Consider the following 20,434-nt stretch of genomic DNA (forward strand, 5'->3'; position numbering starts at 1 on the left):
CCCGCGCGGTCCAGGATGCGCAGGGCGCCGGCAATTTCCCGGGCCGCGACGGGCGCATGCCCCGGGCGGAGCCGCGGCTCCTCACCGTGACGCAGGAGATCAGCCGCTCGGCGCCCGAGACGCTGCACCTGGCCTACGGCGTGGTCTCACCGATCACCTTCGTCGACGCCAAGGGCGCGCCCTGGCCGATCGCCTCGGTCGCCTACGATCCGCGCCTGTTTGCTCAGGACGGCACCGGCTGCGGCCAGGACACCGCGATGGGGGCGGCCCAGGTGCCGGCCGCGACGGGCGCCGACCGGCCGACCTCGATCAACCTGATGCCGTGCCGGTACGACACCTGGGGCAACATCCTGATCCGGCTCGAGGCCGTGCCCTACCCGATCCCGCTGATGATCCTCTCCGGGCAGAGCGAGACGGTGGACATCCCGGTCACGGTGCGGGTCGCCGGCACCTCGCCGCTCACCCCCGTGAAGGTGGTCACCGCGAGCACTGCCCCGGTGCGCAAGGCCGGCCCGCCGGGTCCGCCGCGCGGGACGGGCCCGATCGACACCACGGCGCTCCTGCATCTCTTCGGCTCCGGCACCCCGCCGGCCGGCGCCCAGAAGCTCGCCGCGACCGGCGGGGCGCAGGCCTGGCTCTACCGCGAGCGGATGTACGTGCGCGTCCAGGGCGATCTCGTCAGCCCGCAGCCGGTCGCCTCGGCCGACGCGTCGGGGGGCTACCGCGTCTACGAGTTCCTGCGCCCGGCCTCGCGCCTCGTCGCCGAGCGCGGCGACGGGGCCGAGACCGCCATCAGCGTCGAGTTCTAGGGGGGATGGCGATGCTCTCATCGAAAGTTGTCGCGGCACTCGGCGGTGTCGCCCTGTTCGGCGCCCTCGGCTCGGCCGCCTTCATCCTGCGGGACGTGCCCGGTGCCGACCAGGGCGCGGGGCTGGCCTCCGAGATCCGGGGCCAGACCCCGAACCCGCCAAACGACATGATGAAGCCGGTCAGCAAGGCCGAGGCGGACCGGCGCGCCGGCGTCAACCGCCAGGCGGCCGACGAACGGGACAGCGCCGGCAAGCCCTTCGTGGCGCCGACGGTGATCGCCGAGAAGCGCGGCGCGACGATGGGCGAGCTGCCCGACGCCAATCCGGAGCCGAAGCCCCCTGAGCCGCCTCCGGAGCCGAAGGTGGTCGAGCGGATCATCTACCAGGACCGGCCGGTCATCCAGACCGTGTACCGGGACGTGCCGGTCCAGCCGACGGCCGACCCCGAGCAGGTCGCGGCGATCAACGAGCAGATCAAGGCGCTGCTGAAGCCGACCCCGGGCGGGTTCCTGGTGCGGAGCTTCGCCAAGGGCGAGCGGCCCAAGCCCCCCGTGCCGCGGGCTGCCGCCGTCGCCCCGCCGCCTCCGACCGGGCCGTTCGGGATGGGCGTTCGGCACGCGACCGTGGCGCGTGCCGGCGACGTCGCCTACGCGGTGCTCGATCGCGGCTTCAACTCGGACGATCCGGCGGCGCCGATCTTCGCCACCATCGTCGACCTCGACGAGCGCCAGCAGCCCGGACCGCTCAACGGGATCCGGCTGCTCGGCCAGATCGTCTACTCGCAGACGCAGGCCTCGATCCGGTTCACCACCATGATCCTGCAGGACGGCCGCCAGGGGCCGATGCAGGCGGTCGCGATCACGGTCGACCAGGCCCGCACGGGCGTGGCCGAGGACGTCGACAACCACACCCTGGAGCGCTACGGCGGCCTCGTCATCGCCGGGCTGATCCAGGGCGTGGGCCAGGTCGGCCAGCAGCTCACCCAGCTCAACACCCAGACGGTGGTCGGCAACGGCTTTGCGGTCCAGTCCGGCCGCAACGTCGACTGGCTGACGGCGGGCCTCGGCGCCGCGCAGCCGGTGGGCCAGGCCCTGACCGCGGCGGCGGCGCGCAGCTTCAGCCGGCCGCCGACCCTGTCCTCTCCGACCAACTTCCCGATCGGCATCGTCTTCCTGCAGCCCGTCGTGGTGCCGCTCGACGCCGCCCGGGTCACGGTCGGGGCCGGCACCGGCTACGGGCCGGATCCGGCTTATGGCCCGAGCTACCGGCCCGAGACCCTGCCGATCTCCTTTGTGAGGAAGCCGTGATGGGTCCGTCCAAGGGGCTGGCCGACGTCCTGCGCGGCCTGATCGACCTCGTCCTTCTGCCCGTCGTGGTGCCTCTCGACGCGGCTCGGGTCACGGTCGGGGCCGACACCGCTTACGGGCCCGAGACCCTGCCGATCTCCTTTGTGAGGAAGCCGTGATGGATGGCTCGAAAGGCCTGGCCGACGTCCTGCGCGGCCTGATCGACCTCGTGCCGGTCCTGGCCTGGCTCGTGGTCGTCATCACGGCGGTCGCCGGCATCTTCCTCACTGGCTACGCGATGCTGCGGATCTACCAGGCCAACAACTCCGGCGACGGCACGGCGGGCAACTGGATCGTCGCCGGGGTGATCGGCTGCGCGATGACGATCCCCACGATCATCATCGCGCAATTCTCCTTCTACTTTGCCGAGTGAGGGTCTGGACGCGATGAACGACGGATCCTGGCACCTCATCGACAACCTGACCGCCAACGCGGCGGCCTATCTCGACGATCACCCCCTGGTGAGTAAGGCCGCCATCGCGCTCACCCTCGCGGCGGGCTGCTACGCGATCGTGGCCGCGCGGGCCTGGTCGGTATCGGTCTGCTCGGACCGGAGCTTGCGCCGGATCCTGCACGTTTGCGCCATGGCGGGCGGCGGCTGCCTGTTCCTGACCGGGCTGTTCTACGACAGCCTGACGCGCGGTCTGGACGGCGCGATCACGTCCCTGCCGCTGATCTACGTCTACTACCCGGCCTCGATCACGCTCTCCTGCGCCGCGATGGTGTTTGCCCTCGCGCAGGTCTACTGCGCCCTGCACGTCCGCCCGGCGCCTCTCATGCGGGGGATCGTCCCGGGCCTGCTCGGCGCCTGGCTCTTCGCGCTCGCGGTGCCCGTGTACCAATTCTCGGTCATCCTGCGAGGCGTCCAATGAGGACGGCGGACAAGTTCTGCGACCTCGCCGGGTTCGATCCCGAGCGTGAGGAGGCGGTGGTCTACGCCCATGACGGGTCGCAGGTCACCCTGATCGAGATCGACGGCATCCGCTCGATCGTCTCGCCCGACGACTACCTCGTCAACGTGGTCGAGCGCTTCGCCGGCGGGATCGCCCAGATCCTCAAGCGGCCCGGCCACCAGCTCACGATCTCCTACGAGTCCTCGCTCAACACCGCCAAGGTCATCGAGCCCTTCGTCGAGCGCCAGGGCCGGCGCGCCCGCCAGAAGGGGCTCTCGGTCGAGGCGCTGATCGAGGAGGGCCGGGCGGTCCTGGAGGAGCGGGCGCGCTCCGAGACCATCCTGCTCGCCGCCTGGACCCGGCCGACGGCCGGCACGCCCGAGGAGGTCCGCCGCGAGCAGCGGGACAACCGCCGGGCCTGGCAGGAGCTGCCCCCGGCCCATGACGCCCAGAACCCCTATTTGCGGCTCGGCTCGCTCGACGGCGTCCACGCCGCGTTCGTGCGCCGGGTCATGGAGGCGCTCGGCGAGGCGCGCCTTCAGGGGCGGATCCTGGCTCCCGATGGTCAGGGCCGGCGGCGCGATCTGGAGCAGATCCGGGCGGCCGTCCTCTACCACGAGACCCCCGACGGCTGGACGCCCTACGGGCCGGGCACGAGGCGCTACCCGGGTGCCAAGGAGCGCCACGACGACGACGTCAGCGACTTCTTCACGCCGACCGTCGCGCGCCAGATCATGACCTCGAACGCGCAGGCCTCGAGCAACATGCGCGCCCTCGACATGGGCGGGCGCCGCTACGCGCTCGCGGTCATGCGGATGTTCCCCTCGTCGATCCTGCCGTTCAACCGGCTGCTCGACTCGCTGCTCGAGAGTTCGTCCCGCTCGGCCGACATGCCGTTCCGGGTCTGCTTCCACCTCGAGGCACTGCGCGACGCGGATGTCGGCTTCCGGCTCAAGAAAGTCCTGGCGGGTCTCCTCGCCTTTGCAAGCCCGAGCAACAAGAACCTGTTCCGGGCGCTGCGCCAGCTCGAGGAGGTGGTCGAGAAGGACGGCGAGGCGATCGTCAAGGGCCGGGTGATCGCCACGACCTGGACCGAGCCGGGCGAGGATCCGGGGCTCCTGGAGCGGCGGCGCTCGTACCTGATGAGCGGGATGATGACCTGGGGCGAGGCGGTGATGACCGACGCCCCCCACAACCCGCTGCGGGCTCTCTGCGAGACGGTGGCCGGGATGACGGTGCAGGCCGAGATCCCGCCGGGCTCGATCGCGCCCCTCGGGGATCTCGCGGCGATGCTGCCGTTCCACCGCACGGCGCCGATCTTCAAGCAGGGCCAGAGCATGCTGGTCACGCCCGACGGCAAGCCGGTGCCCTACGAGGCGCTCTCGCCCGAGCAGCTGTTCTGGCTGACGCTGATCTACGCCACGCCGGGCTCGGGCAAGTCGGTGCTGATGAACAGGCTCAACGTCGAGTTCGCGTCGTTCTCCGCCGGCGCGGCGCTGCCGTTCCTGGCCGTCATCGACGTCGGCGTCAGCTCGTCCGGGTTCATCGAGCTGGTGCGCAACGCGCTTCCCCCGGAGCGGCGGCACGAGGCGTACTATGTCCGGCTCCTCAACACGCCGGACTTTGCTGTCAACTTCCTCGACCTCGGGCTCGGCCGGCGCATGCCGCTCGAGCGCGAGCGCAGCTTCATCGAGAACTTCCTGACGACGCTCCTCAACGTGTCGAACTCAGAAGTGGCGTTGCTGATCCCGCGCCTCATCACGCGGGTCTACCAGCTCAAAAGCGACCTCCAGTTCTCGTCCTCGCCGGCGGTCTACCAGCCCAACGTCGACCCCGAGCTCGATCGGCTGATCGCGCATTACGGCATCAAGGTCGGCGACCGGTCGAAATGGTGGAGCATCGTCGACGCGTTCGTCGAGCGCCGGCTCTCCACCGCCGCGCAGCGCGCGCAGCGCTACGCGATGCCGGTGCTGGAGGACTTCGCCCGGGTGCTCGCCGAGCCGATCATGGTGCAGGACTTCCCCGCCGAGCTGATCCGTCACGTCCAGCGCTCGCTCGAGAGCGCGATCGAGAAGTTCCCGATCTTCTCCCGGCCCACCCGGCTCGATCTCGGCGAGGCGCGGGTGGTGTCGATCGACCTTCAGGACGTGGCCATGCGCCACAAGTCGCCGGAGGCCGAGCGCAACAACGCGCTGATGTTCATGATCGCGCGGCACGTCTACCTGTCGAAGATCTCCGGCTTTGCCGAGGAGATCGCGAAGATGGATTTTCCGCCCGAGGACGCGATCCGGGCAGAATACGTCCGGTACTGGGAGGCGCGCTACGCCGAGGTGGCTGAGACGCCCAAGCGCCTGTGCATGGACGAGTATCACCTGACCGGCGGCGTCGAGACGATCGCTCGCCAAGTCAAATCGGATGCCCGCGAGGGCCGCAAGTGGGGCCTGGAGCTGATCCTGGTCTCGCAGCTGCTCGCCGACTTCGACACGCTGGCCAACATGGCCTCGACGGTGCTGGTGCTCAACGCCGACTCGAACGAGATCCGCGAGCAGGCCCGCAAGACCTTCGGGTTCGATCAGGCGGTGAAGTCCGCGCTCGAGCGCCAGGTCCACGGGCCGCAGGGTCGGCGCGGCGCGAACATCCTGGCGCGCTTCAAGCTGCGCGAGGAGGAGCGCTGGATCGTGCTCAACAACTCGCTCGGGCCCCGGATGCTGTGGGCCCTGACCACCAAGGCGGAGGACCGCCTGGTGCGCGACGAGCTGTACCGCCGGATGGCGGTCAACGAGGCGCTGCGCATCCTGGCTGCACGCTTTCCCGATGGCACCGCCATCGAGACGTGGGGTCGGATGTCCGCGCTTGCGCGGTTCGGTGAGGACCGGATCGCAAAGACGATCGTCGATCAAGTGTTGGGGGAACTCATGAGCGACGCTCAACCCCAGATCGACCGATCCAGAACCGCCGCATGACAATGGAGGTCCCAATGAACATCAAGGATATCTACTACCGGTCCCTGGTCACCGCCACGATGCTGGGCCTGAGCACGATGTCGGCGCTGGCTCAAGCGACGGGCGGTAGCGCCTCGGGCGATCCCTCGGCGCCGATCGAATTTCTGAAGAACTCGCGCTCGAAGGCGTCGAGTTCGGCGCTCAACGCGTCCTCGATCGCCACCGGCGGCAACAACGCCGGCATCGTCATCTCGATCATCTTCGCCGTGGTCGGCATCGGGCTTGCCGGCATCTCGGGCGTGAAGCTCTACAAGTCGTCGCAGGACGACAACGCCCGCGAGGATGCCGGCCGGTCCCTGGCCGGGATCGTCGTCGGCTCTGCCGTCACGATCCTGGGCGTCATCATCGGCGTGGTCACCACCTACATGACCGGCGCGAGCACCTGACGGCCGACCCGGCCGGTCCAGCGTGGCACGACGACAGCGCCGAGCGGAGCCTCTTCGCTCGGCGCCGCGTTTCGAGCGATCTCAGTACGCCGTGATCGCAGACTGCAAGTTCGGATCGACGTGGCGAAGCCACGCGTAGTCCGGAAAATGGATCCGTTGCATCGCGAGAGCCGCGGCCGCGAGCGCCGAGACGGCCGCGGCGAGGCCCTCCTTCTGCTCGAGCACCTCATGGACCTGGCGAAGCGGAGCATCTTCCCGGCCGTTCCGTTCAGTGATTGCCTGGAGCAGGGCGCCGTACAGGGTCGGTAGGAGAGTGACAGGCTGATCCGCCAGGGGATTCGCCGCGTGGCGGTCTGCGGCCGCCCTGACAGCCTTCAGGACGGTGTCGCGTGCCTTGCGATCGGTGAGGGGAGCCACCGCGTCGATCGTCAGGAACAGGGCGCCGGCGAGGTGCCAGGGAATAGCGTCCAGCTCCGTCTCGACGGCTCGGGCATCGAGGAGGTCGCGGACCCCCTTGAACGTGTTTGGAACGCCTGCCTGGACCTGGAACGCCTCCTGGTCTTTGTCTGGCACACGCATCACCCGGTCGGCCGGCATGAACCGGCTGCCGATTTCCTCCCGCCCAAAGCCTAGACGCGGCAGGGTGATGAGCGCTTCGATGTGGTGGCGGCTGCGCTTGCGCCAGGCGAAGTAGCCGACGAGCGCCGTGAGCAGCGCGGTCACCAGGCCGAAGGCGACGCTCGACTTGTAGATCGACACGTACGCGAACGGCTCGCCGGCCGGCATGCCGGTGAAGTACCGGCCCCAGCCGGTAAACCGCCACAGGGAGGCGCTCTCGATCAGTCGCAGGACGGCGTATATCCGGCCGAGGACCGGGCTGAACGTCCACCACACGAGGCTGAGGACGGCCAACGTCGCGAAGGCGACGACGCCGAGGACCACGACCCTGGCGGGCGTGACGGTCTCGGCCGAGTTCTCATGCAGGGTCGTCATCGCGTGTGGCCGAGCTGGGGCTCGTCACGGCCGAGCGCCTGTGTCTGCGCGAGGGTCTGCTGGCGATCGTCGACCATCAGAGCCTGCGCCACCGGTTTGAGGACGGCACGGATTTCAGCGAGATCCTGCCCCTGAGGCAGCAGGCTCCTGGCCTGCTCGGGGCTGCCCTGGATCAGCATCACAGAGCCCTCGCGGCCGAAGCGCTCGATCAGGCTCTTGTCGATCTGGCGCACCTCCGCGACCAGCCCGGGATCGGCGACGATCTCGCGGGCCGTGCGGGTCTGCAACGCCTCGGCGAGCGCGGGGCTCGGGCCTGGGATCTCGATGCGGTTGCGCACGGCATCGTCCGGGCGCTGGCCGGCGAGCAGCACGTAGCTCGCCGGGATCAGCACACGGCCGACGACCTGGCTGCGCGCCACCTCCTCACGCGGCTGGGAGCGATCCAGGGTCTCGTCGTTTCGCAGCACCCGCACGTCGACCCGCGAGTTGTTCTCCGGCATCACCCGGAACGAGGCGAGCGGCACCGCCGCGATGTGCCGCTCCAGACGCACCAGGGCGTGGTGGTAGCTCGTCGCGACCACCTGGCCGCGGACCTGGGTGCCGGGCTCGGGCAGGACGATGCGCGGCGCCCCCATCAGGCGGGTCGCCTCGAACGCCTCGGCCGAGAGGCGGCCGAGGACCGGATGGGCGCGCTGCTCCTCCGAGTAGCGGGCATTCCGCACCATCAGCGTCAGGGGCTGGATCTCGCCGCGGGTGGCGAGCACGAGCTTGTCGCGGGTCTCGCTCGGGATCCGGTTGATCAGCGCCTGGTCGAGGGGCTGCTTATGGTGGCGGGCGTACTGCTCCATGAACGCCAGCAGGGTGCGGGTGTTGCCCTCCCGGAAGGGGTGGGCCTGGAACAGCGTCGCCATGGTACCGGCCAGGCGCATCGCCGGCCGGCTCTCCTTCAGGTTTCCGGGCTGCTCCTGCGCGAGGCTGGCGAGGGCGGTCCGCATCTGCTGGTCGATCCCGGCCGGCGGCGTGTAGGCGACGCTGCGGCCGTTCAGCACGATCTCGGGCTTCCACAGCTCGACCGTGCGGGTCTCGCCCGCCCACGGGTAGATCTCGCCAAACAGCCGCTTATGGATCGCCGCGAAGTGCGCCTGGTCGAATTGCCCGAGCACCGGCTCCTTGAGCATCTGGCGCAGGGCCTGGAACGAGACGAGCTGCTCGCGCTCGGCCAGGGCCTCCGGATCGCGGATCTCCGCGGTGTTCCTGAGGGTGTCGGTACCCTCGTAGACGTAGGGAGCGCCGCTCACGCCATCGCTCCCTTGGCACGGGCCCGACGCGCGTCGAGGGCCTGGAACACCTCCTCGTTGGTCACGAGGCCGGCCCCCGAGAGGAGGGCGCCGAGCTGCACGCGCATGCTCATCTCGTTGCCCGAGCCGCGCATGATCGCGACGGCCTGCTCGTCCTCGGGCGAGGTGAGCGCGGTGACGAAGGGCGCGAACTCGCGCTCGTCGACGCCCGAGGCCAGGGCCTCGAGCAGGGTGAGGGCCTCCTCGCGCCGGGTCACCAGCGCAGGCAGATCGCGAAAGCTCATGAGTGCGGTTCCTCGGTTGAAGCCCGGCCGATCCGGCACGCAGGCAGCGACTCTCGTTCCGTCCTCGAGACGGCAAAAACTCTCGGCTGTTCTCTCGCCTACCCTTACCCATCGTCGCCGCGGGGCCAATACGAAGCGCGTGTCGTCCGCGTCACAGGTTCAGCCGGAGATTGTGCTAACAACCAAATCACCGGGGCCGATCCGGGTGTGATCGGGCGTTACAGCGTCAGTCCCGGATCCCGGTCACGGTCGAGCTCCTGGCGCCGTTCTTGGGCTTGCTGCGGCTGCACGTCGAGGCGCTGGTCGAGTTCCCGGCGCAGGACCTGGGCGATCAGGTGATCCAGGCTGCCCTCCTTGAGGTAGGAGGCGACGAACCCACCGCCGGACAGGATCTCGCGCTCCTCGCTTGTCAGCCACTGCGCCGGGCCGAGGCCCTTGTGCGCCGCGTTGCCGATCGCCCCGTTGGCACCGAAGCGGCGGCCTACGGCGCTCGCGAATGCCTCGATCTCGGCCCGCTGCTCGGAGGTCGCAACCGCCTTCGCGACCACGGCATCGAACGCGCGCGGATCGGTGCCAGGGGTTCGGGCGATCGTGGTCAGTGCCGATGCGGCGGCCGGCGACAAGCCGGGCACCTCGATCGCGATGCGCATGCGGTAACGCTCCTCCTCCGGACGCGCCTTGTCGGCCATGATCGAGAACCGGTTCTTGAGCTCGACGGCGGTCCATTGGATCGCCCCATAAGCAGCCTCGGCCTTCTCGCGTTCCTCCTTCTCGGCCTTGGGAACGAACCAGCCCTTTCGACCCCGCAGGCCGCCATAGGCTTCGGGGTTGTCCAGCAGGTCGCCGATCCGTGACGAGTAGCCCCGACCAGAGGTTCGAAGCTGGGCGTAGATCGCATCGAACAGCTTGGCGGGATCCTTGACCGACATGCGGATCTCGGCGTGCAATGAGGCGAGCTCACGCTTGAGATCCCGTTCCGGATCGACGCGGCTTTCGAGCACTTCGTCGATCGCCGCTTCGTCGTAGGGAACGGCGGCCAGGAACGGCTTGAGCGGGGCCTTGGCGACCGGAGCTTCAACGGCGGCGGGGCGTGATGCGGAAAGAGACTGCCAAGCCGTGGCAAGTCGACTGGCGAGGTCGTGCACGCGGCGCCAGCGCGCCTGAGCCGCGACGATCATCGTGCGTGCGCGCTTCACCAGCGCAGGCACCAGAACGGCGTGACCGTTGAGCCCACGGCGCTCGGCGAAGGCCGAGGCGAGGGCGCGCATATCGGCCGGACGGACCCGGTCCGCAATCTCGGTTTCGGCACGCTCCAGACGAGTCAGAGCGGCGTCGAGTGCAGCGAGCGAAGGCGAGCCAATCGACGGGTCCGGCGACGGAACGACAACGGCATCCTGCCGGCCCCGTACCGCCTCCAACCGTTCGGCCAGAGCGGAGAAGCCATCGGCCATGCGACCGGCATCGAGCAGCGGAACGTCGCCGGGACGATCCACCCGGATCGCGTCGTCCATCAGCTCCGGCGGGCGGGTCAGTGCGACCGCTGCCTCGCGGAATGCAGCCTCGTCGGCATAGTCGAGGGTCGAGGCCTTGGAGCCGTCGCGCGACAGCCGTCGCGTCAATCCGGCGAGGGCGGCCGCGTCCAGAACATCGCCCGTAGCGGCGGGCCCGAGCTTCTTCATGCGCCAGGGCGGGATGAAGTCGACGTGCGCGCCATGAACCGTGACGGCATGGCGATGGCGCGACATCGTCACGTAGGTCAGGTGCTGGTCCATGCCGGGCGTGGCCAGCATGTGCACCCGATCGACGGTGTCGCCTTGCGACTTATGAACGGTCGCCGCGTAGCCGTAATCGAGGTTGCGATAGGCCTCCGCCTGGATTTCGATCTGCGGCCCATCGCCGACACCATCGCGATCAAGCCTGACCGTGAGACGACCGCTCGATGCCGCTTCGACGGTGGCGAGCATGCCGTTCTTCACGCCGAGCTGACGGTCGTTCTCCAGGAACAGGACGCGATCCCCGGGAGCGAACATCCGCTCGCCGCGCGCCGTGACGAACCGCGCCTCATCGGCGAGATGGCCGTCCTCCTTCAGCGCGGATCGCGCGAGGGTATTGAGGGCCAGAACGTCGACGTTGGTGTGAGCGAGGATCAGCGTCTGGGATGGGCGACCGTCGGGCTTCAACCCGAGATAATCCGGCTTCCAGGCCGCGATCAGGCCGGCGCGGGCAGCGTCCCGGTCCGGGGTGAACCGGATGAGCCCGGCCGTGCGATAAACCTCGAGCGCCTCAGCGACCCGCCCCCTGGCAAAGTCCTTCGTCGCCTGTCGCATCTCAGGCAGGACCTGGCGCCGGACCTCGGAGAGTTCGGCGTAGCCGATGGTCTCGGTGATCGCCCGAAAGCCGGCGCCGGCCTCGATCGGCTGGAGCTGCATCGCATCGCCGACGATCACGAGCTTGGCCCCGCGCCGCTCGACCTCTTGCACGATCCGTGAGAGCTGCTCGGATGCGACCATGCCGGCCTCGTCGACGACGATCACGTCGCGTGGCTGGAGGACATCGCGCTCGTGCTTCCAGCCAAGCTCCCATGAGGCCAGGGTGCGGCTCGGGATGCCGGCACTGCGCTCCAACCCCTCCGCCGCCTTGCCGGCCAAAGCTCCACCGATGACGCGGTATCCGCTGGCCTCCCAGGCGGCGCGTGCCACCCCGAGCATGGTCGATTTGCCGGCACCCGCGAACCCGACCACGGCCGAGATCCGGTCCGGTGCCGTGACGTGACGCACGGCATCGCGCTGCTCCTCCGACAACTCGGGGCGCGCCGCCAAAGCATGCGCCAGCGCGCGATCGGAAACACCGTGGCTGGTGTCGGCGTAGAGCCGGCCGGTGGCGGCCTGCATCGCGACTTCGGCGTGGAGCAGCGCCCGTGTCGTCCAGCGTGCCGGGGAGACCACGCGCCCGCTCTCGGGGTCGAAGACCTCCTCGGCCACCGCCACGAGCTGGGGCGATTGCCCGAGCCGCAAACGCACCGCCTCGAAGGCGGCAGGATCGTCGATGTAGCGGAACACCGCCTTGGCGATATCGCGCTCATCGAACACGCTCTTCTCGCGCGACAGGATCGGCAGCAGAGTCTCGGGATCGTCGATGATGGCTTGTGCATTGCGGATGCGCTTCTGCTTCTCCGCCTCGACGCGATCGGCGACCGTACCTCGGGCGACCATGTTGGAAGCCTGGACGCCGATGTGCTCGGTCGGCTCGATCTTGATGCCGGCCTCGACGTGAGAACGGTGGTCGATGCGAAGGTCGAAACCCGCCGCCGCAAGATGCCGGTTGGAGACCTCGCCCCAGGACCGACGCCACGGCATGAGATGCTTCATCGGGCCAGCCATCCGCTCGTAGCGTGGCTTGCCGTCGTCGCGGTAGAGGATGTTGCCGGCGCGGTCTCTGGCGAACTCGAACTTGGCAGCAAAGCCCTTCTCCGAGAGCTTGCGAAGCGGGACCATGACGTGGATGTGCGGGTTGCCGGGGGCATCGTGAACCGCCCAGTCGGCGACAAACCCCTGTGATGTGACCTCGGTCTCGACCCAGTCGCGGGCGAGCGCGATGTTCTGATCTAGCGTCAGCTCGATCGGCAGGGCGATGTTCATCTCCATCGCGAAGCCGGTGCCCTTCAGACCCTCCTTCTTCTCGACGGCGTTCCAGAGAAACTCCGAAGCACCGTTCTCATCGCGGCCATCGATGGCGGTCCGAAACCAGGCCGGCACCTCCGAGGGCAGGCTGAGTTCGGTGTGAACGACGTGCTGCTTGCCGGTGAACGAGATGATCCGGCCATCGCTCTCGCGGGTCATGACCGTGGCGCGCCGATAGGCGGCCGAGGCGACGGCGCTCTTGCCGTTGCCGGAGCTGATGACCTGAGACGCGAGATGGTAGATGGCCATGCGAGGCTCCGAGCTTGGCCATTAGCACCTAACTCAGGGAAATGCAAATTTCCCCATAAGTGCGCACTTTCGCTCTGCTTCAGTGACTTTGCGGAGGCGCTTCGCTCCGTAGCTCCGCTTAGAATAGGCCCCTTCGGGGCCGCAAGCAGCAACCCGTTGGAACCGGCCTGCCAACCTACGATTTCGGGATTTCCCTTGGAGGATTTGGCTCGCCGGGGGCCGTCTGCAATCGGCCAATCTCGGCCGTATTGCATGGCTCCGGCTCGGCCGCATCGGTGTCATGCGTGTGGATCAAGTCGCGCCGGCGCCGGGAGGTCAGCGTGGCTATTGTGGGGGGGCTGGAACGGATCTTTGGATCAGCGTCGGTCCGCGATGCCGTCGGCGCCGACGCCGGAAGACAGGACCAGACCTCTCCATGAATGACCCTGTGACAGGTGAAACACGCTCGCCCTTTGAGGCAAAGATAGTGACGCATCTTACGCAGGTGTGCGTTTGCGCAATCGCCCTTTGCTGGTATGCGCGATGAACCCCCTACAGAGGAGCATAGCAGCCATGGCGCGATCCAAGTCCCGCGAAGCGATCGTCAAGGAGATCGAGGCCCTCCAGTCCAAGCTGAAGAAGCACGACAAGGCCGAGGCCGAGCGGCTCGGTGGCCTGGCGATCAAGGCCGGGATTGGCTCGATCGACATCTCGGATGAGGACTTCACGCGCGAGCTGGAGGCGATCGTGAAGCGATTTCGTGGCGAGGCACCCCAGGTGGCGGAGCCAAAGGCAAAGGGACCTCGAGGCGCTGGACAAGCTCCGGAGGGAACTCATGATGAAGCGGCATGAGGAGCGTCGCGCCGACGCCTATCGCAAGATCCAGCTCGGCGGTCTCGTCATCAAAGCCGGCCTCTCCGACCTGCCGAGCAACGTCCTGCTCGGCCTCCTGATCGAGGCTCGCGAGCGGATCCGCGACCCTGACGTGGTCGAGCAAATGGCTCGGCTCGGGGACAAGGAGTTCAAGGCATGAAGTGGCTCTACGGTGCCATCGCCGTCGCGATCGGCCTCGCTCTGCACCTCGCGTTCTCGCTGGTTCTCGCGCCTCTCGTCGGGTCGTTCTACGTCGTCGAGCCCGGCCATTCGATGATGGTCCAGGCCATACGGGTGGCCGCGGTCGCGTTCCCCGCGCTCATCCTATTTGCCATCTGTGGCCTGGCCCGGCCCGGCGACAGCGGCCGGGTCGTCGCCGTGTTCTCCTCGCTGTTCCTGATCGGGCTGTGCGTATGGACGGTGCGCGAGGAGATCGCCCGGCTGACCGCCCTCACCCCGGGGGCGGACACGCGAGCGTTGCTGCGCAAGACCGACATCCCGCTGTTCTGCGCGGTGTGCTTTGCGGGCTTCGTCGCCTTCGTCGCGCCGGTCGTTTCCCTGGTCCGGGTCAAGAAGACCACACGCGGCTACAACAAGCCGATCCGCTCGAAATCGGCCGCCCACGGCGACGCCGAATGGGCGACGATGCGGCTTGCCGGCGAGCTGTTCCCGGAGGATGGCGCACTGGTGCTGGGCGAGCTGTACCGACCCGATCTCGATGCGAAGAGCCAGTCGCGGATCTTCAAGCCGGGTGATCGCAGGACGTGGGGCTCCGGGGGCCGCAAACCCCTGATGGGGTTCAACGCGGATCTGGGCTCCGGGCACGGCCTGATCTTCTCCGGATCCGGCGGGTTCAAGACGACGGGCACCGTGATCCCGATGCTGCTGTCGTGCCCCTGGAACACTGTCGTGCTCGATCCCTCGACCGAGCTGTATCCGATGCTCGCCGACTACCGGAAAAAGATGCGCGGTCCGGGAAACTTCCGGCGCGTGCACTGCATCACGCCGAAGGACCTGGAGAGCGGGTTCAACGTCCTCGACTGGATCGGGCGGGGTGAGGACTCGGCCGAGAAGGACATCGCGGCCGTGGTCGGCTGGATCGCCACCGGCCAGGTCAAGCGCGCCGACCCCAATGATTTCTTCCGAAACTCGGCGCTCCAGCTCATCCGCGGGGTGCTGGCTCACATCTGCCTCAACAGGGGTTTTGATGCGACCCGGCCGCGCACGCTACGCACCTTGCGAGAGCTGATCTCGCAGCCCGAGCCCGATTTCCTGATGCAGCTCGGGTGGATCCTTCGCGCGGAGGAAAAGGACTCGTTTGCCGCGCTGGCGCTTGGCCCGTTCAAGTCGATGACGCCGCAGACGTTCTCGGGCGTCTACGCCACCGCGGCCGACCTGACGAACTGGCTGTCGTTCAAGGAATATGCCGCGATCGTGTCGGATGGGGCGTTCTCCAGCCTCGACCTCGTGGAGGACGATGTCGACGTGTTCGTCGCGCTCGATCTCCAGACGCTTCAGGATTATCCGGGCCTCGCCCGGGTCATCATCGGCGGGCTGTTGAATGCGCTCTACCACGCCAACGGTGAGGTGAAGGACCGCGTCGCGTTCATCCTCGACGAGGCGGCACGGCTGGGCAACATGAGCCTGCTCGAGGTCGCCCGTGACGCCGGCCGCAAGTACGGCATCGTGCTCGTGATGGTGTACCAGGCGCTGGGCCAGCTACGCCAACAATGGGGCGACAAGGACGCCGTCTCGGCGTGGTTCGAGTCGACCTCGTGGCAGAGTTTCTCCGCCGTCACCGACGTTGACACGGCCAAGGCGTTGTCGGAGCGGTGCGGGTACTTCACGCAGGAAATCATCTCGTACAGCCAGCAGGCCCGGACGGGCAAAGGCTCGGGCGGCGTGAGCGTGTCGGCCTCGACGGCGCTTCACAAAAGGGCACTCATCATGCCCGACGAGATCATCAACACGATGCGGCGCGACGAGCAGATCCTGTGCGTGCCGGGTGTCGAGCCGATCCGCTGCGGCCGGGCGATCTACTTCCGTCGCGATGACATGAAGAAGCTCGTCAAGGAGAACCGCTTCTTCGCTCGTGAGAGCCAGGAGGCCGATGATTACAGGAACGAGATCAAGGCGAGCCCACAGGCGGCCTGACGGGCCGCTCGCCGTGGCGCCAGGCGCGGCGAAACCCGTCCGCAAGGACGGTTCGGCGGGCGCCCGGACGGGGGCCCGCCGAAGGCTTGTCCCGCGCGCTACGAACCAGCGTATGGCTCCCCGATCTTCGGGGTCGAAGGCCGCCGTTCGGGCGGCCCTGGAGGAGGGGGTTTTAGCCCTCCGGGGGAAGCTGGGCGACCCGGGTTTGGGCGGCCTTCAGCTCGGCCTGGATGGCGCGCCGCTCGCGCGGGCAGGAGATGGAGGCCAGCTCGGCGCGGAGTTCGGCGACGTGGGTCACGAGGGCGTAGCGGGCGTGGGCGGGGAGGGTCGAGGTGGGGCGCGGCATCGGCTGGGTTCCTGTGGCGCTCGGGACCGTCCCTGCGCGATGCGACCCCCCAAACAGGCGGCGGCTCCGCCTGCACCCCGAGAGGGGCCGGAGCGCAGCGGAGGACCGGCCGGACTGACGATTTTGTCCCGCGAGGAATGGCGCGCAGCGCCAGGGGAAAATCGTCTGGCCGGACGGTTGCGGGCGGAGACGCCGTCTGTTCCCTTGTCGCCATCGTGTAGGGACGGTCCGACGCTGTGGCGAACGTCGGCGCCGCGCTTCACCGCCGGTTCCGCTTGGGGCGGATCGACCGGACGCCGGGCTTGCCGGATGGGGCGGGGTGGCCGGCTCGTGGCCCTCGCCGCTCGTCCAGTTTGGCGCGGGAGGGCGCCCCTCACCGCGCCGCCGCCGCTCGTGATGGCGCCCGCTCCGGACGCCTCCAGCCTCGCGGCCTGACCAGATAGGCTGCCCTCGCCGGGGAGGAGCGCGTCCAGCCGGGCACCGATACCTCCACGATCCGGGCACCACTCAGCGCCGAGGTTCCCGGTCTCCCGACATGGTCGAAGGGCCGGCTCATGCCGACCCTCGTGGTGGCTCGCTCAGGCCCCCACAGGGAGGTCGTCGATCGCGTCCTGGATCGTCTCGATGCACTCCGCCACGACGCGCCGCGCGGCCAGGTCGGAGAGCGAGTTCATCTCCGCATTCATCGAGGCCAGGATCGCCTCGAGGTTCGCACGAAGATCGGTCTGCGGGATGTCGGTGGAGAGGAGCATCGGCTGGGTTTCCCTGGCGCTCGGGACCGCCCCGGCGCGATGCAACCCCTCAAACAGGCGACGGTGTCGCCCGCACCCTCGAGGGGCCGGAGCGCAGCGGAGGACCGGCCGGACTGGCGATTTCGTCCCGCGAGGAATGGCGCATAGCGCCAGGGGAAAATCGTCCGGCCGGACGGTTGCGGGCGGAGCCGCCGTCTGTTCCCGTGTCGCCATCGTGTTGGGACGGTTCGACGCCGGCGCGAACGTCACTGCCGCGCCTCCTCCTGCGCCCTACGCCATGGGTGAACCTGCCGGTCGGCGTTCTTTGCCGGATGGGCGGTGTGACCATCTGCTACCCCCGCCGTCGCTCCTGATTGCAGGTGGCTGACGCGCTGCGCCGCGTCTCGCGTGGCGCCGCTGCGGCCCCGCCAGTCTCGCGGCTTGACCAGATGCGCGACTCTTGTTGGGGAGGAGCGCTTCCAGCCTGGATCGGGTCGGCTCCGGTTCAGTGCTGACCCTGCCTTCCCTGCGTGCTACCCTGCGGCAATCAGGGTGATCCTTGGGGTAGTCATGGCCGTCAACCCGCTCGAGCCGTTCACCTGCCCCGAGGCTCCCGCCGAGGCTCTTCCGGCATCTTCCTGGTCGACTTTGAAGGCGATCTTCGATGGCACCACCTCGCTTCGGTTCGAAGTCGGGGAGCCGGCCAATCTGCGCCTCACCTTGACCTTCAGTGGCCTCCCCCTTTCGGCGACCGGCGTCGAGGACGTCGCCGACCTGATCGAGGGTTTCCAGCTTGACGGGGAAGCTTCCGTGTTCTGCGACCGCATTGGGTTCTCGCTGGTCCAGATCGGCGATGTCGTCTTCTATCGCGACGCGGATACCGAGGTCTCCCTCCCGCGCGGGGCCTACGACCGGCTGGCCTTACTGGTCACCGATCTGATCCAGGATCAACGCGTGCACGGCGCCTTCGAGGAGGCCTATCGGCGGCTTGCCAGGGAGACCCGGGCGGCCGCCTGGCACCCGAGCCACGTCGAGGGATAGCGGCCCGATCACGGGCCGCTCGCTCCCGGGGTCCGGCGCTCACGCGCCGGCCTTCACGCCCCGCGCAACGGGGATGCCCTTCGCCATCGCCTTGTCGGCGAGGTTGTCGGAGATCCCGCCACCGGGGAAGTGCACCACCCCGATCGGCGCCTGCTCCAGGATGGTGTCGTTGCGCCGGAACGGAGCCGCCTTGCTGTGGCGCTTCCACTCGGGCCGGAACACCACCTGCGCGACCTTGCGGTTCTCGGCCCACTTCGCCGCGATCAGCTCGGCGCCGTCGCCTCCACCGTGGAGCAGCACCATGTCGGGGTGCTTGGCCCGCACCTTGTCGAGGGTGTCCCAGATCACCGACACGTCCTGGAACTGCTTGCCGCCCGTGAAGGCGATCCGGGTGCCCGGGGGCAGGTGGATCTCGGTCTCGGCTCGGCGCCGGGCGCTGATGAAGTCGCGCGAGTCGATCATCGCCGCGGTCATCGTGGCGCGGTTGACCTGCGAGCCGGAGCGCGGGCGCCACAGCGACTTCGTGATCCGGGTGAACCGGTGGGCGGCGGCGTCGCGGGCGTACTCGAAGGCGTTGCGGCGTTCGCAGAGCGTCTGCCCGAGGGCGATGAGCCGCTCCAGCTCGACCGACAGCACTTCGCTGCCGTCCTGCTCGCGCTGGCTCTGGCGCTGCGCCTGCTCGTTCTCGTCGAGCTTGCGATTGATCTGCTCGACCCGGCGGTGGAAGACGTTCACGAAGCCCCAGAGCACGTCCTCGAGGTCGTCCTCCAGGCGGGTGTCGGCGAAGGCCTGCTCGAGGGAGGACATCGCGACGTTGAGGGCTCCGTCCATCTGGAAGGCGCCGGGCAGGGGCCGGGGATCGTCGTGCTCCTCGAACGGGCGGTAGCCGGTGACCGCGAGCTCCTCGAGCAGGCTCGGATCAGGCTGAAGGTCCTCGTCGAGGTCGTGGGTCAGGTGGTCGAGCATCGCTTGGCTCCTCGAGGGTCCGGGGACCGCGTCCATCGCGGCCTTCATGGCGACCCAAGGCCGGGCTCGGGGGCCTGGCGCACCCGCGCGAGGATCCGCATCGCACGTCTTGCGATGCGGCCGCGCGGGCCGGAGCGGAGCGGAGGACGGCTCTGCGACCGTCGATTTTGTTTCGCGATGCAAAGCCGCCCGACGGGCGGCGGCGGAAAATCGTCGGGCGTGAAGCCGTTGCGCCCAAGGTCCCCCGACCCGGCATCCCGTCGCCCTCTCAAGAAGGCCGTGGAGGCGGGCTCTCTCGCGGCCCCTGCGTGCCAGCGGGCCTCTCCACCCACTCCTCAGGCGGCAGCCGCCTCCCCGCCCTCATCGAACAGGAGATGCGCCACGGCATCGTTCGGGTCGAGCTGCGGGGCCAGGTGCAGGGCGAGATCGCGCGGGCCGAGGTGGCACAGGTCGCGATTGAAGTCGTCCTCCCGCGGAACGAGGTCACTGACCAGGATGCCTTGAGCCTCGGCGCGCTGGCGCAAGGTCCAGGCTCCCCGCTCCCCGGCCTCGTCGGCGTCGCGGGCGATGTAGAGCTGGCGCAGGCCCCCCGGCAGGATCAGGGCGCCGAGGTGCCCGGCCGAGAGCGCGGCGACGTGGGGGATGCTCGGCATCAGGCGGTGGACCGACAGCACCGACTCGACGCCCTCGCCGGCCACCATCACATCCGACACGGTGCCGGGAAAGCGCACGCCGTGGCCCAGCAGGTTGCCGAGCACGCGGCGGGGTTTCGGAAGTTCGGCCTTGCCACGCCCGTCCGGCGCGAGCCAGGTCCGGCCTACCGCCGTGACCGACCCATCGAGATCGGTGACGGTAGCGAGCAGGGCCGGGTGCCAGGTATCCGGACCCGGATGCTTGCGGGACGGCCGATAGAGGCAGCGCGGGTGGAAGCGCAGGGCGGCGAAGCTCGCGGCGTGCTCGATCCCGCGTGAGCGCAGGTAGGCCTCCGCCGGGGTGCCCGCGAGCGGCCGCCCGTAGCGCAGCATCCGCCGGGCCGACTCCGTGGTGTCACGCGCTGGTGGGAGCGCCTCGCGACGCTCCGGCGCGGGCGGTTCGGGCAGGCTGAGGAAGGCCCATGCCTCGGCCAGCGCGTCGCGCCAGTCCTCGCCGCGCTGAAGCCGGATCACGTCGAGGAGGTCGCCGTGCTCGCCGGTGGCTGCATCCTGCCACTTGCCCCGCCGGCCCTTGCCGCTGGCCGGGCCGGTCAGGCGCACGTAGAGGGAGCCGCCCTCGGTGTTGTAGACGTCCCCGACGCACCAGTACCGACCGGAGCGGTAGCCGTTGGAGAGGTAGCGCCGACAGAACCACTCGACATTGTTGGCGAGTTGAGCCGCGATATCCGAGGCGGGGGGTAGTGTCGGCATG

19 protein-coding genes are annotated in these 20,434 nt (G+C 68.9%); 11 read left to right on the forward strand and 8 right to left on the reverse strand.

From position 1 onward, the window contains the following. From VQ02_RS21885 to VQ02_RS21910, 7 genes are all read left to right on the forward strand, one after another. The coding region (locus VQ02_RS21885) for a DotH/IcmK family type IV secretion protein (RefSeq protein WP_048446339.1) at positions 1-809 on the forward strand (809 nt) is incomplete at its 5' end. A gap of 11 nt (positions 810-820) precedes the next feature. Then, positions 821-2,116, forward strand: coding sequence for a DotG/IcmE/VirB10 family type IV secretion system protein (locus tag VQ02_RS21890; protein WP_048446373.1), 1,296 nt, complete (start codon positions 821-823; stop codon positions 2,114-2,116). Next, positions 2,116-2,274, forward strand: coding sequence for a hypothetical protein (locus VQ02_RS37425; protein WP_157080746.1), 159 nt, complete (start codon positions 2,116-2,118; stop codon positions 2,272-2,274). The genes VQ02_RS21890 and VQ02_RS37425 overlap by 1 nt, the downstream gene beginning before the upstream one ends. Continuing rightward, positions 2,274-2,528, forward strand: coding sequence for a hypothetical protein (locus tag VQ02_RS21895; protein ID WP_048446340.1), 255 nt, complete (start codon positions 2,274-2,276; stop codon positions 2,526-2,528). Before VQ02_RS37425 ends, VQ02_RS21895 begins: the two co-directional genes overlap by 1 nt. A 13-nt stretch (positions 2,529-2,541) precedes the next feature. Beyond that, entirely contained in the window at positions 2,542-3,027 is a 486-nt protein-coding gene (locus tag VQ02_RS21900; RefSeq protein WP_048446341.1) for a hypothetical protein, read from the forward strand. Next, positions 3,024-6,011: a hypothetical protein gene (locus tag VQ02_RS21905; RefSeq protein ID WP_048446342.1), complete on the forward strand. Its 2,988-nt coding sequence runs from the start codon at positions 3,024-3,026 to the stop codon at positions 6,009-6,011. Before VQ02_RS21900 ends, VQ02_RS21905 begins: the two co-directional genes overlap by 4 nt. 14 nt (positions 6,012-6,025) lie before the next feature. After that, complete coding sequence (locus tag VQ02_RS21910; protein WP_245239812.1) at positions 6,026-6,436, forward strand: hypothetical protein; 411 nt, start codon at positions 6,026-6,028, stop codon at positions 6,434-6,436. Positions 6,437-6,517: 81 nt separating this feature from the next. On the opposite strand, the gene VQ02_RS21915 is transcribed toward VQ02_RS21910, so the two are convergent. The 4 genes from VQ02_RS21915 to traA all read right to left on the reverse strand — a co-directional run bounded on the left by VQ02_RS21915 (position 6,518) and on the right by traA (position 12,940). Continuing rightward, entirely contained in the window at positions 6,518-7,429 is a 912-nt protein-coding gene (locus VQ02_RS21915) for a hypothetical protein (protein WP_048446344.1), read from the reverse strand. Next, positions 7,426-8,727, reverse strand: a complete 1,302-nt coding sequence (locus VQ02_RS21920; RefSeq protein WP_048446345.1) for a Fic/DOC family protein — start codon at positions 8,725-8,727, stop codon at positions 7,426-7,428. The genes VQ02_RS21915 and VQ02_RS21920 overlap by 4 nt, the downstream gene beginning before the upstream one ends. Further along, on the reverse strand, positions 8,724-9,011 hold the full coding sequence (locus tag VQ02_RS21925; protein WP_048446346.1) for a hypothetical protein: 288 nt from the start codon (positions 9,009-9,011) through the stop codon (positions 8,724-8,726). Before VQ02_RS21925 ends, VQ02_RS21920 begins: the two co-directional genes overlap by 4 nt. Positions 9,012-9,229: 218 nt before the next feature. Continuing rightward, entirely contained in the window at positions 9,230-12,940 is a 3,711-nt protein-coding gene (gene traA / locus VQ02_RS21930; RefSeq protein WP_053080495.1) for a Ti-type conjugative transfer relaxase TraA, read from the reverse strand. 552 nt (positions 12,941-13,492) lie between these two features. Here traA and VQ02_RS21935 point away from each other — a divergent pair. The 3 genes from VQ02_RS21935 to VQ02_RS21945 are packed head-to-tail and all read left to right on the forward strand — an operon-like array spanning position 13,493 to position 15,946. Beyond that, entirely contained in the window at positions 13,493-13,771 is a 279-nt protein-coding gene (locus VQ02_RS21935; protein ID WP_048446347.1) for a TraC family protein, read from the forward strand. Continuing rightward, positions 13,755-13,952 (forward strand): conjugal transfer protein TraD, encoded by a 198-nt coding sequence (locus tag VQ02_RS21940; RefSeq protein WP_048446348.1) that lies wholly within the window; start codon positions 13,755-13,757, stop codon positions 13,950-13,952. The genes VQ02_RS21935 and VQ02_RS21940 overlap by 17 nt, the downstream gene beginning before the upstream one ends. Further along, entirely contained in the window at positions 13,949-15,946 is a 1,998-nt protein-coding gene (locus VQ02_RS21945; RefSeq protein WP_048446349.1) for a type IV secretory system conjugative DNA transfer family protein, read from the forward strand. Before VQ02_RS21940 ends, VQ02_RS21945 begins: the two co-directional genes overlap by 4 nt. Before the next feature lie 172 nt (positions 15,947-16,118). Here the strand turns inward: VQ02_RS21945 and VQ02_RS38325 are convergent, their stop codons facing one another. Both VQ02_RS38325 and VQ02_RS37430 read right to left on the reverse strand, forming a co-directional pair. Continuing rightward, positions 16,119-16,292: a hypothetical protein gene (locus tag VQ02_RS38325; RefSeq protein WP_167350778.1), complete on the reverse strand. Its 174-nt coding sequence runs from the start codon at positions 16,290-16,292 to the stop codon at positions 16,119-16,121. 578 nt (positions 16,293-16,870) lie between these two features. Next, entirely contained in the window at positions 16,871-17,044 is a 174-nt protein-coding gene (locus VQ02_RS37430; protein WP_157080747.1) for a hypothetical protein, read from the reverse strand. A gap of 549 nt (positions 17,045-17,593) precedes the next feature. On the opposite strand from VQ02_RS37430, the gene VQ02_RS21950 reads away from it, so the two are divergent. Next, complete coding sequence (locus VQ02_RS21950) at positions 17,594-18,064, forward strand: hypothetical protein (protein ID WP_053080496.1); 471 nt, start codon at positions 17,594-17,596, stop codon at positions 18,062-18,064. 39 nt (positions 18,065-18,103) lie between these two features. Here the strand turns inward: VQ02_RS21950 and VQ02_RS21955 are convergent, their stop codons facing one another. Together VQ02_RS21955 and VQ02_RS21960 are read right to left on the reverse strand one after the other, a co-directional pair. Continuing rightward, positions 18,104-19,030 (reverse strand): DUF2493 domain-containing protein, encoded by a 927-nt coding sequence (locus VQ02_RS21955; RefSeq protein ID WP_157080748.1) that lies wholly within the window; start codon positions 19,028-19,030, stop codon positions 18,104-18,106. A 335-nt stretch (positions 19,031-19,365) separates the two neighbouring features. Continuing rightward, the gene (locus tag VQ02_RS21960; protein ID WP_048446350.1) at positions 19,366-20,433 is read right to left on the reverse strand and encodes a DUF7146 domain-containing protein; all 1,068 of its coding nucleotides are present in this window, start codon (positions 20,431-20,433) and stop codon (positions 19,366-19,368) included. Between the last annotated feature and the right edge of the window lies 1 nt (position 20,434).

Origin of the sequence: Methylobacterium variabile, from assembly GCF_001043975.1 — a bacterium.
Lineage (GTDB): Bacteria > Pseudomonadota > Alphaproteobacteria > Rhizobiales > Beijerinckiaceae > Methylobacterium > Methylobacterium variabile.

Coding starts and splice junctions, on each gene's coding strand:
- VQ02_RS21890 (WP_048446373.1), top strand. CDS start 821: ATGCTCTCATCGAAAGTTGTCGCGGCACTCGGCGGTGTCGCCCTGTTC.
- VQ02_RS37425 (WP_157080746.1), top strand. CDS start 2,116: ATGGGTCCGTCCAAGGGGCTGGCCGACGTCCTGCGCGGCCTGATCGAC.
- VQ02_RS21895 (WP_048446340.1), top strand. CDS start 2,274: ATGGATGGCTCGAAAGGCCTGGCCGACGTCCTGCGCGGCCTGATCGAC.
- VQ02_RS21900 (WP_048446341.1), top strand. CDS start 2,542: ATGAACGACGGATCCTGGCACCTCATCGACAACCTGACCGCCAACGCG.
- VQ02_RS21905 (WP_048446342.1), top strand. CDS start 3,024: ATGAGGACGGCGGACAAGTTCTGCGACCTCGCCGGGTTCGATCCCGAG.
- VQ02_RS21910 (WP_245239812.1), top strand. CDS start 6,026: ATGAACATCAAGGATATCTACTACCGGTCCCTGGTCACCGCCACGATG.
- VQ02_RS21915 (WP_048446344.1), bottom strand. CDS start 7,429: ATGACGACCCTGCATGAGAACTCGGCCGAGACCGTCACGCCCGCCAGG.
- VQ02_RS21925 (WP_048446346.1), bottom strand. CDS start 9,011: ATGAGCTTTCGCGATCTGCCTGCGCTGGTGACCCGGCGCGAGGAGGCC.
- traA (WP_053080495.1), bottom strand. CDS start 12,940: ATGGCCATCTACCATCTCGCGTCTCAGGTCATCAGCTCCGGCAACGGC.
- VQ02_RS21935 (WP_048446347.1), top strand. CDS start 13,493: ATGGCGCGATCCAAGTCCCGCGAAGCGATCGTCAAGGAGATCGAGGCC.
- VQ02_RS21940 (WP_048446348.1), top strand. CDS start 13,755: ATGATGAAGCGGCATGAGGAGCGTCGCGCCGACGCCTATCGCAAGATC.
- VQ02_RS21945 (WP_048446349.1), top strand. CDS start 13,949: ATGAAGTGGCTCTACGGTGCCATCGCCGTCGCGATCGGCCTCGCTCTG.
- VQ02_RS38325 (WP_167350778.1), bottom strand. CDS start 16,292: ATGCCGCGCCCCACCTCGACCCTCCCCGCCCACGCCCGCTACGCCCTC.
- VQ02_RS37430 (WP_157080747.1), bottom strand. CDS start 17,044: ATGCTCCTCTCCACCGACATCCCGCAGACCGATCTTCGTGCGAACCTC.
- VQ02_RS21950 (WP_053080496.1), top strand. CDS start 17,594: ATGGCCGTCAACCCGCTCGAGCCGTTCACCTGCCCCGAGGCTCCCGCC.
- VQ02_RS21955 (WP_157080748.1), bottom strand. CDS start 19,030: ATGCTCGACCACCTGACCCACGACCTCGACGAGGACCTTCAGCCTGAT.
- VQ02_RS21960 (WP_048446350.1), bottom strand. CDS start 20,433: ATGCCGACACTACCCCCCGCCTCGGATATCGCGGCTCAACTCGCCAAC.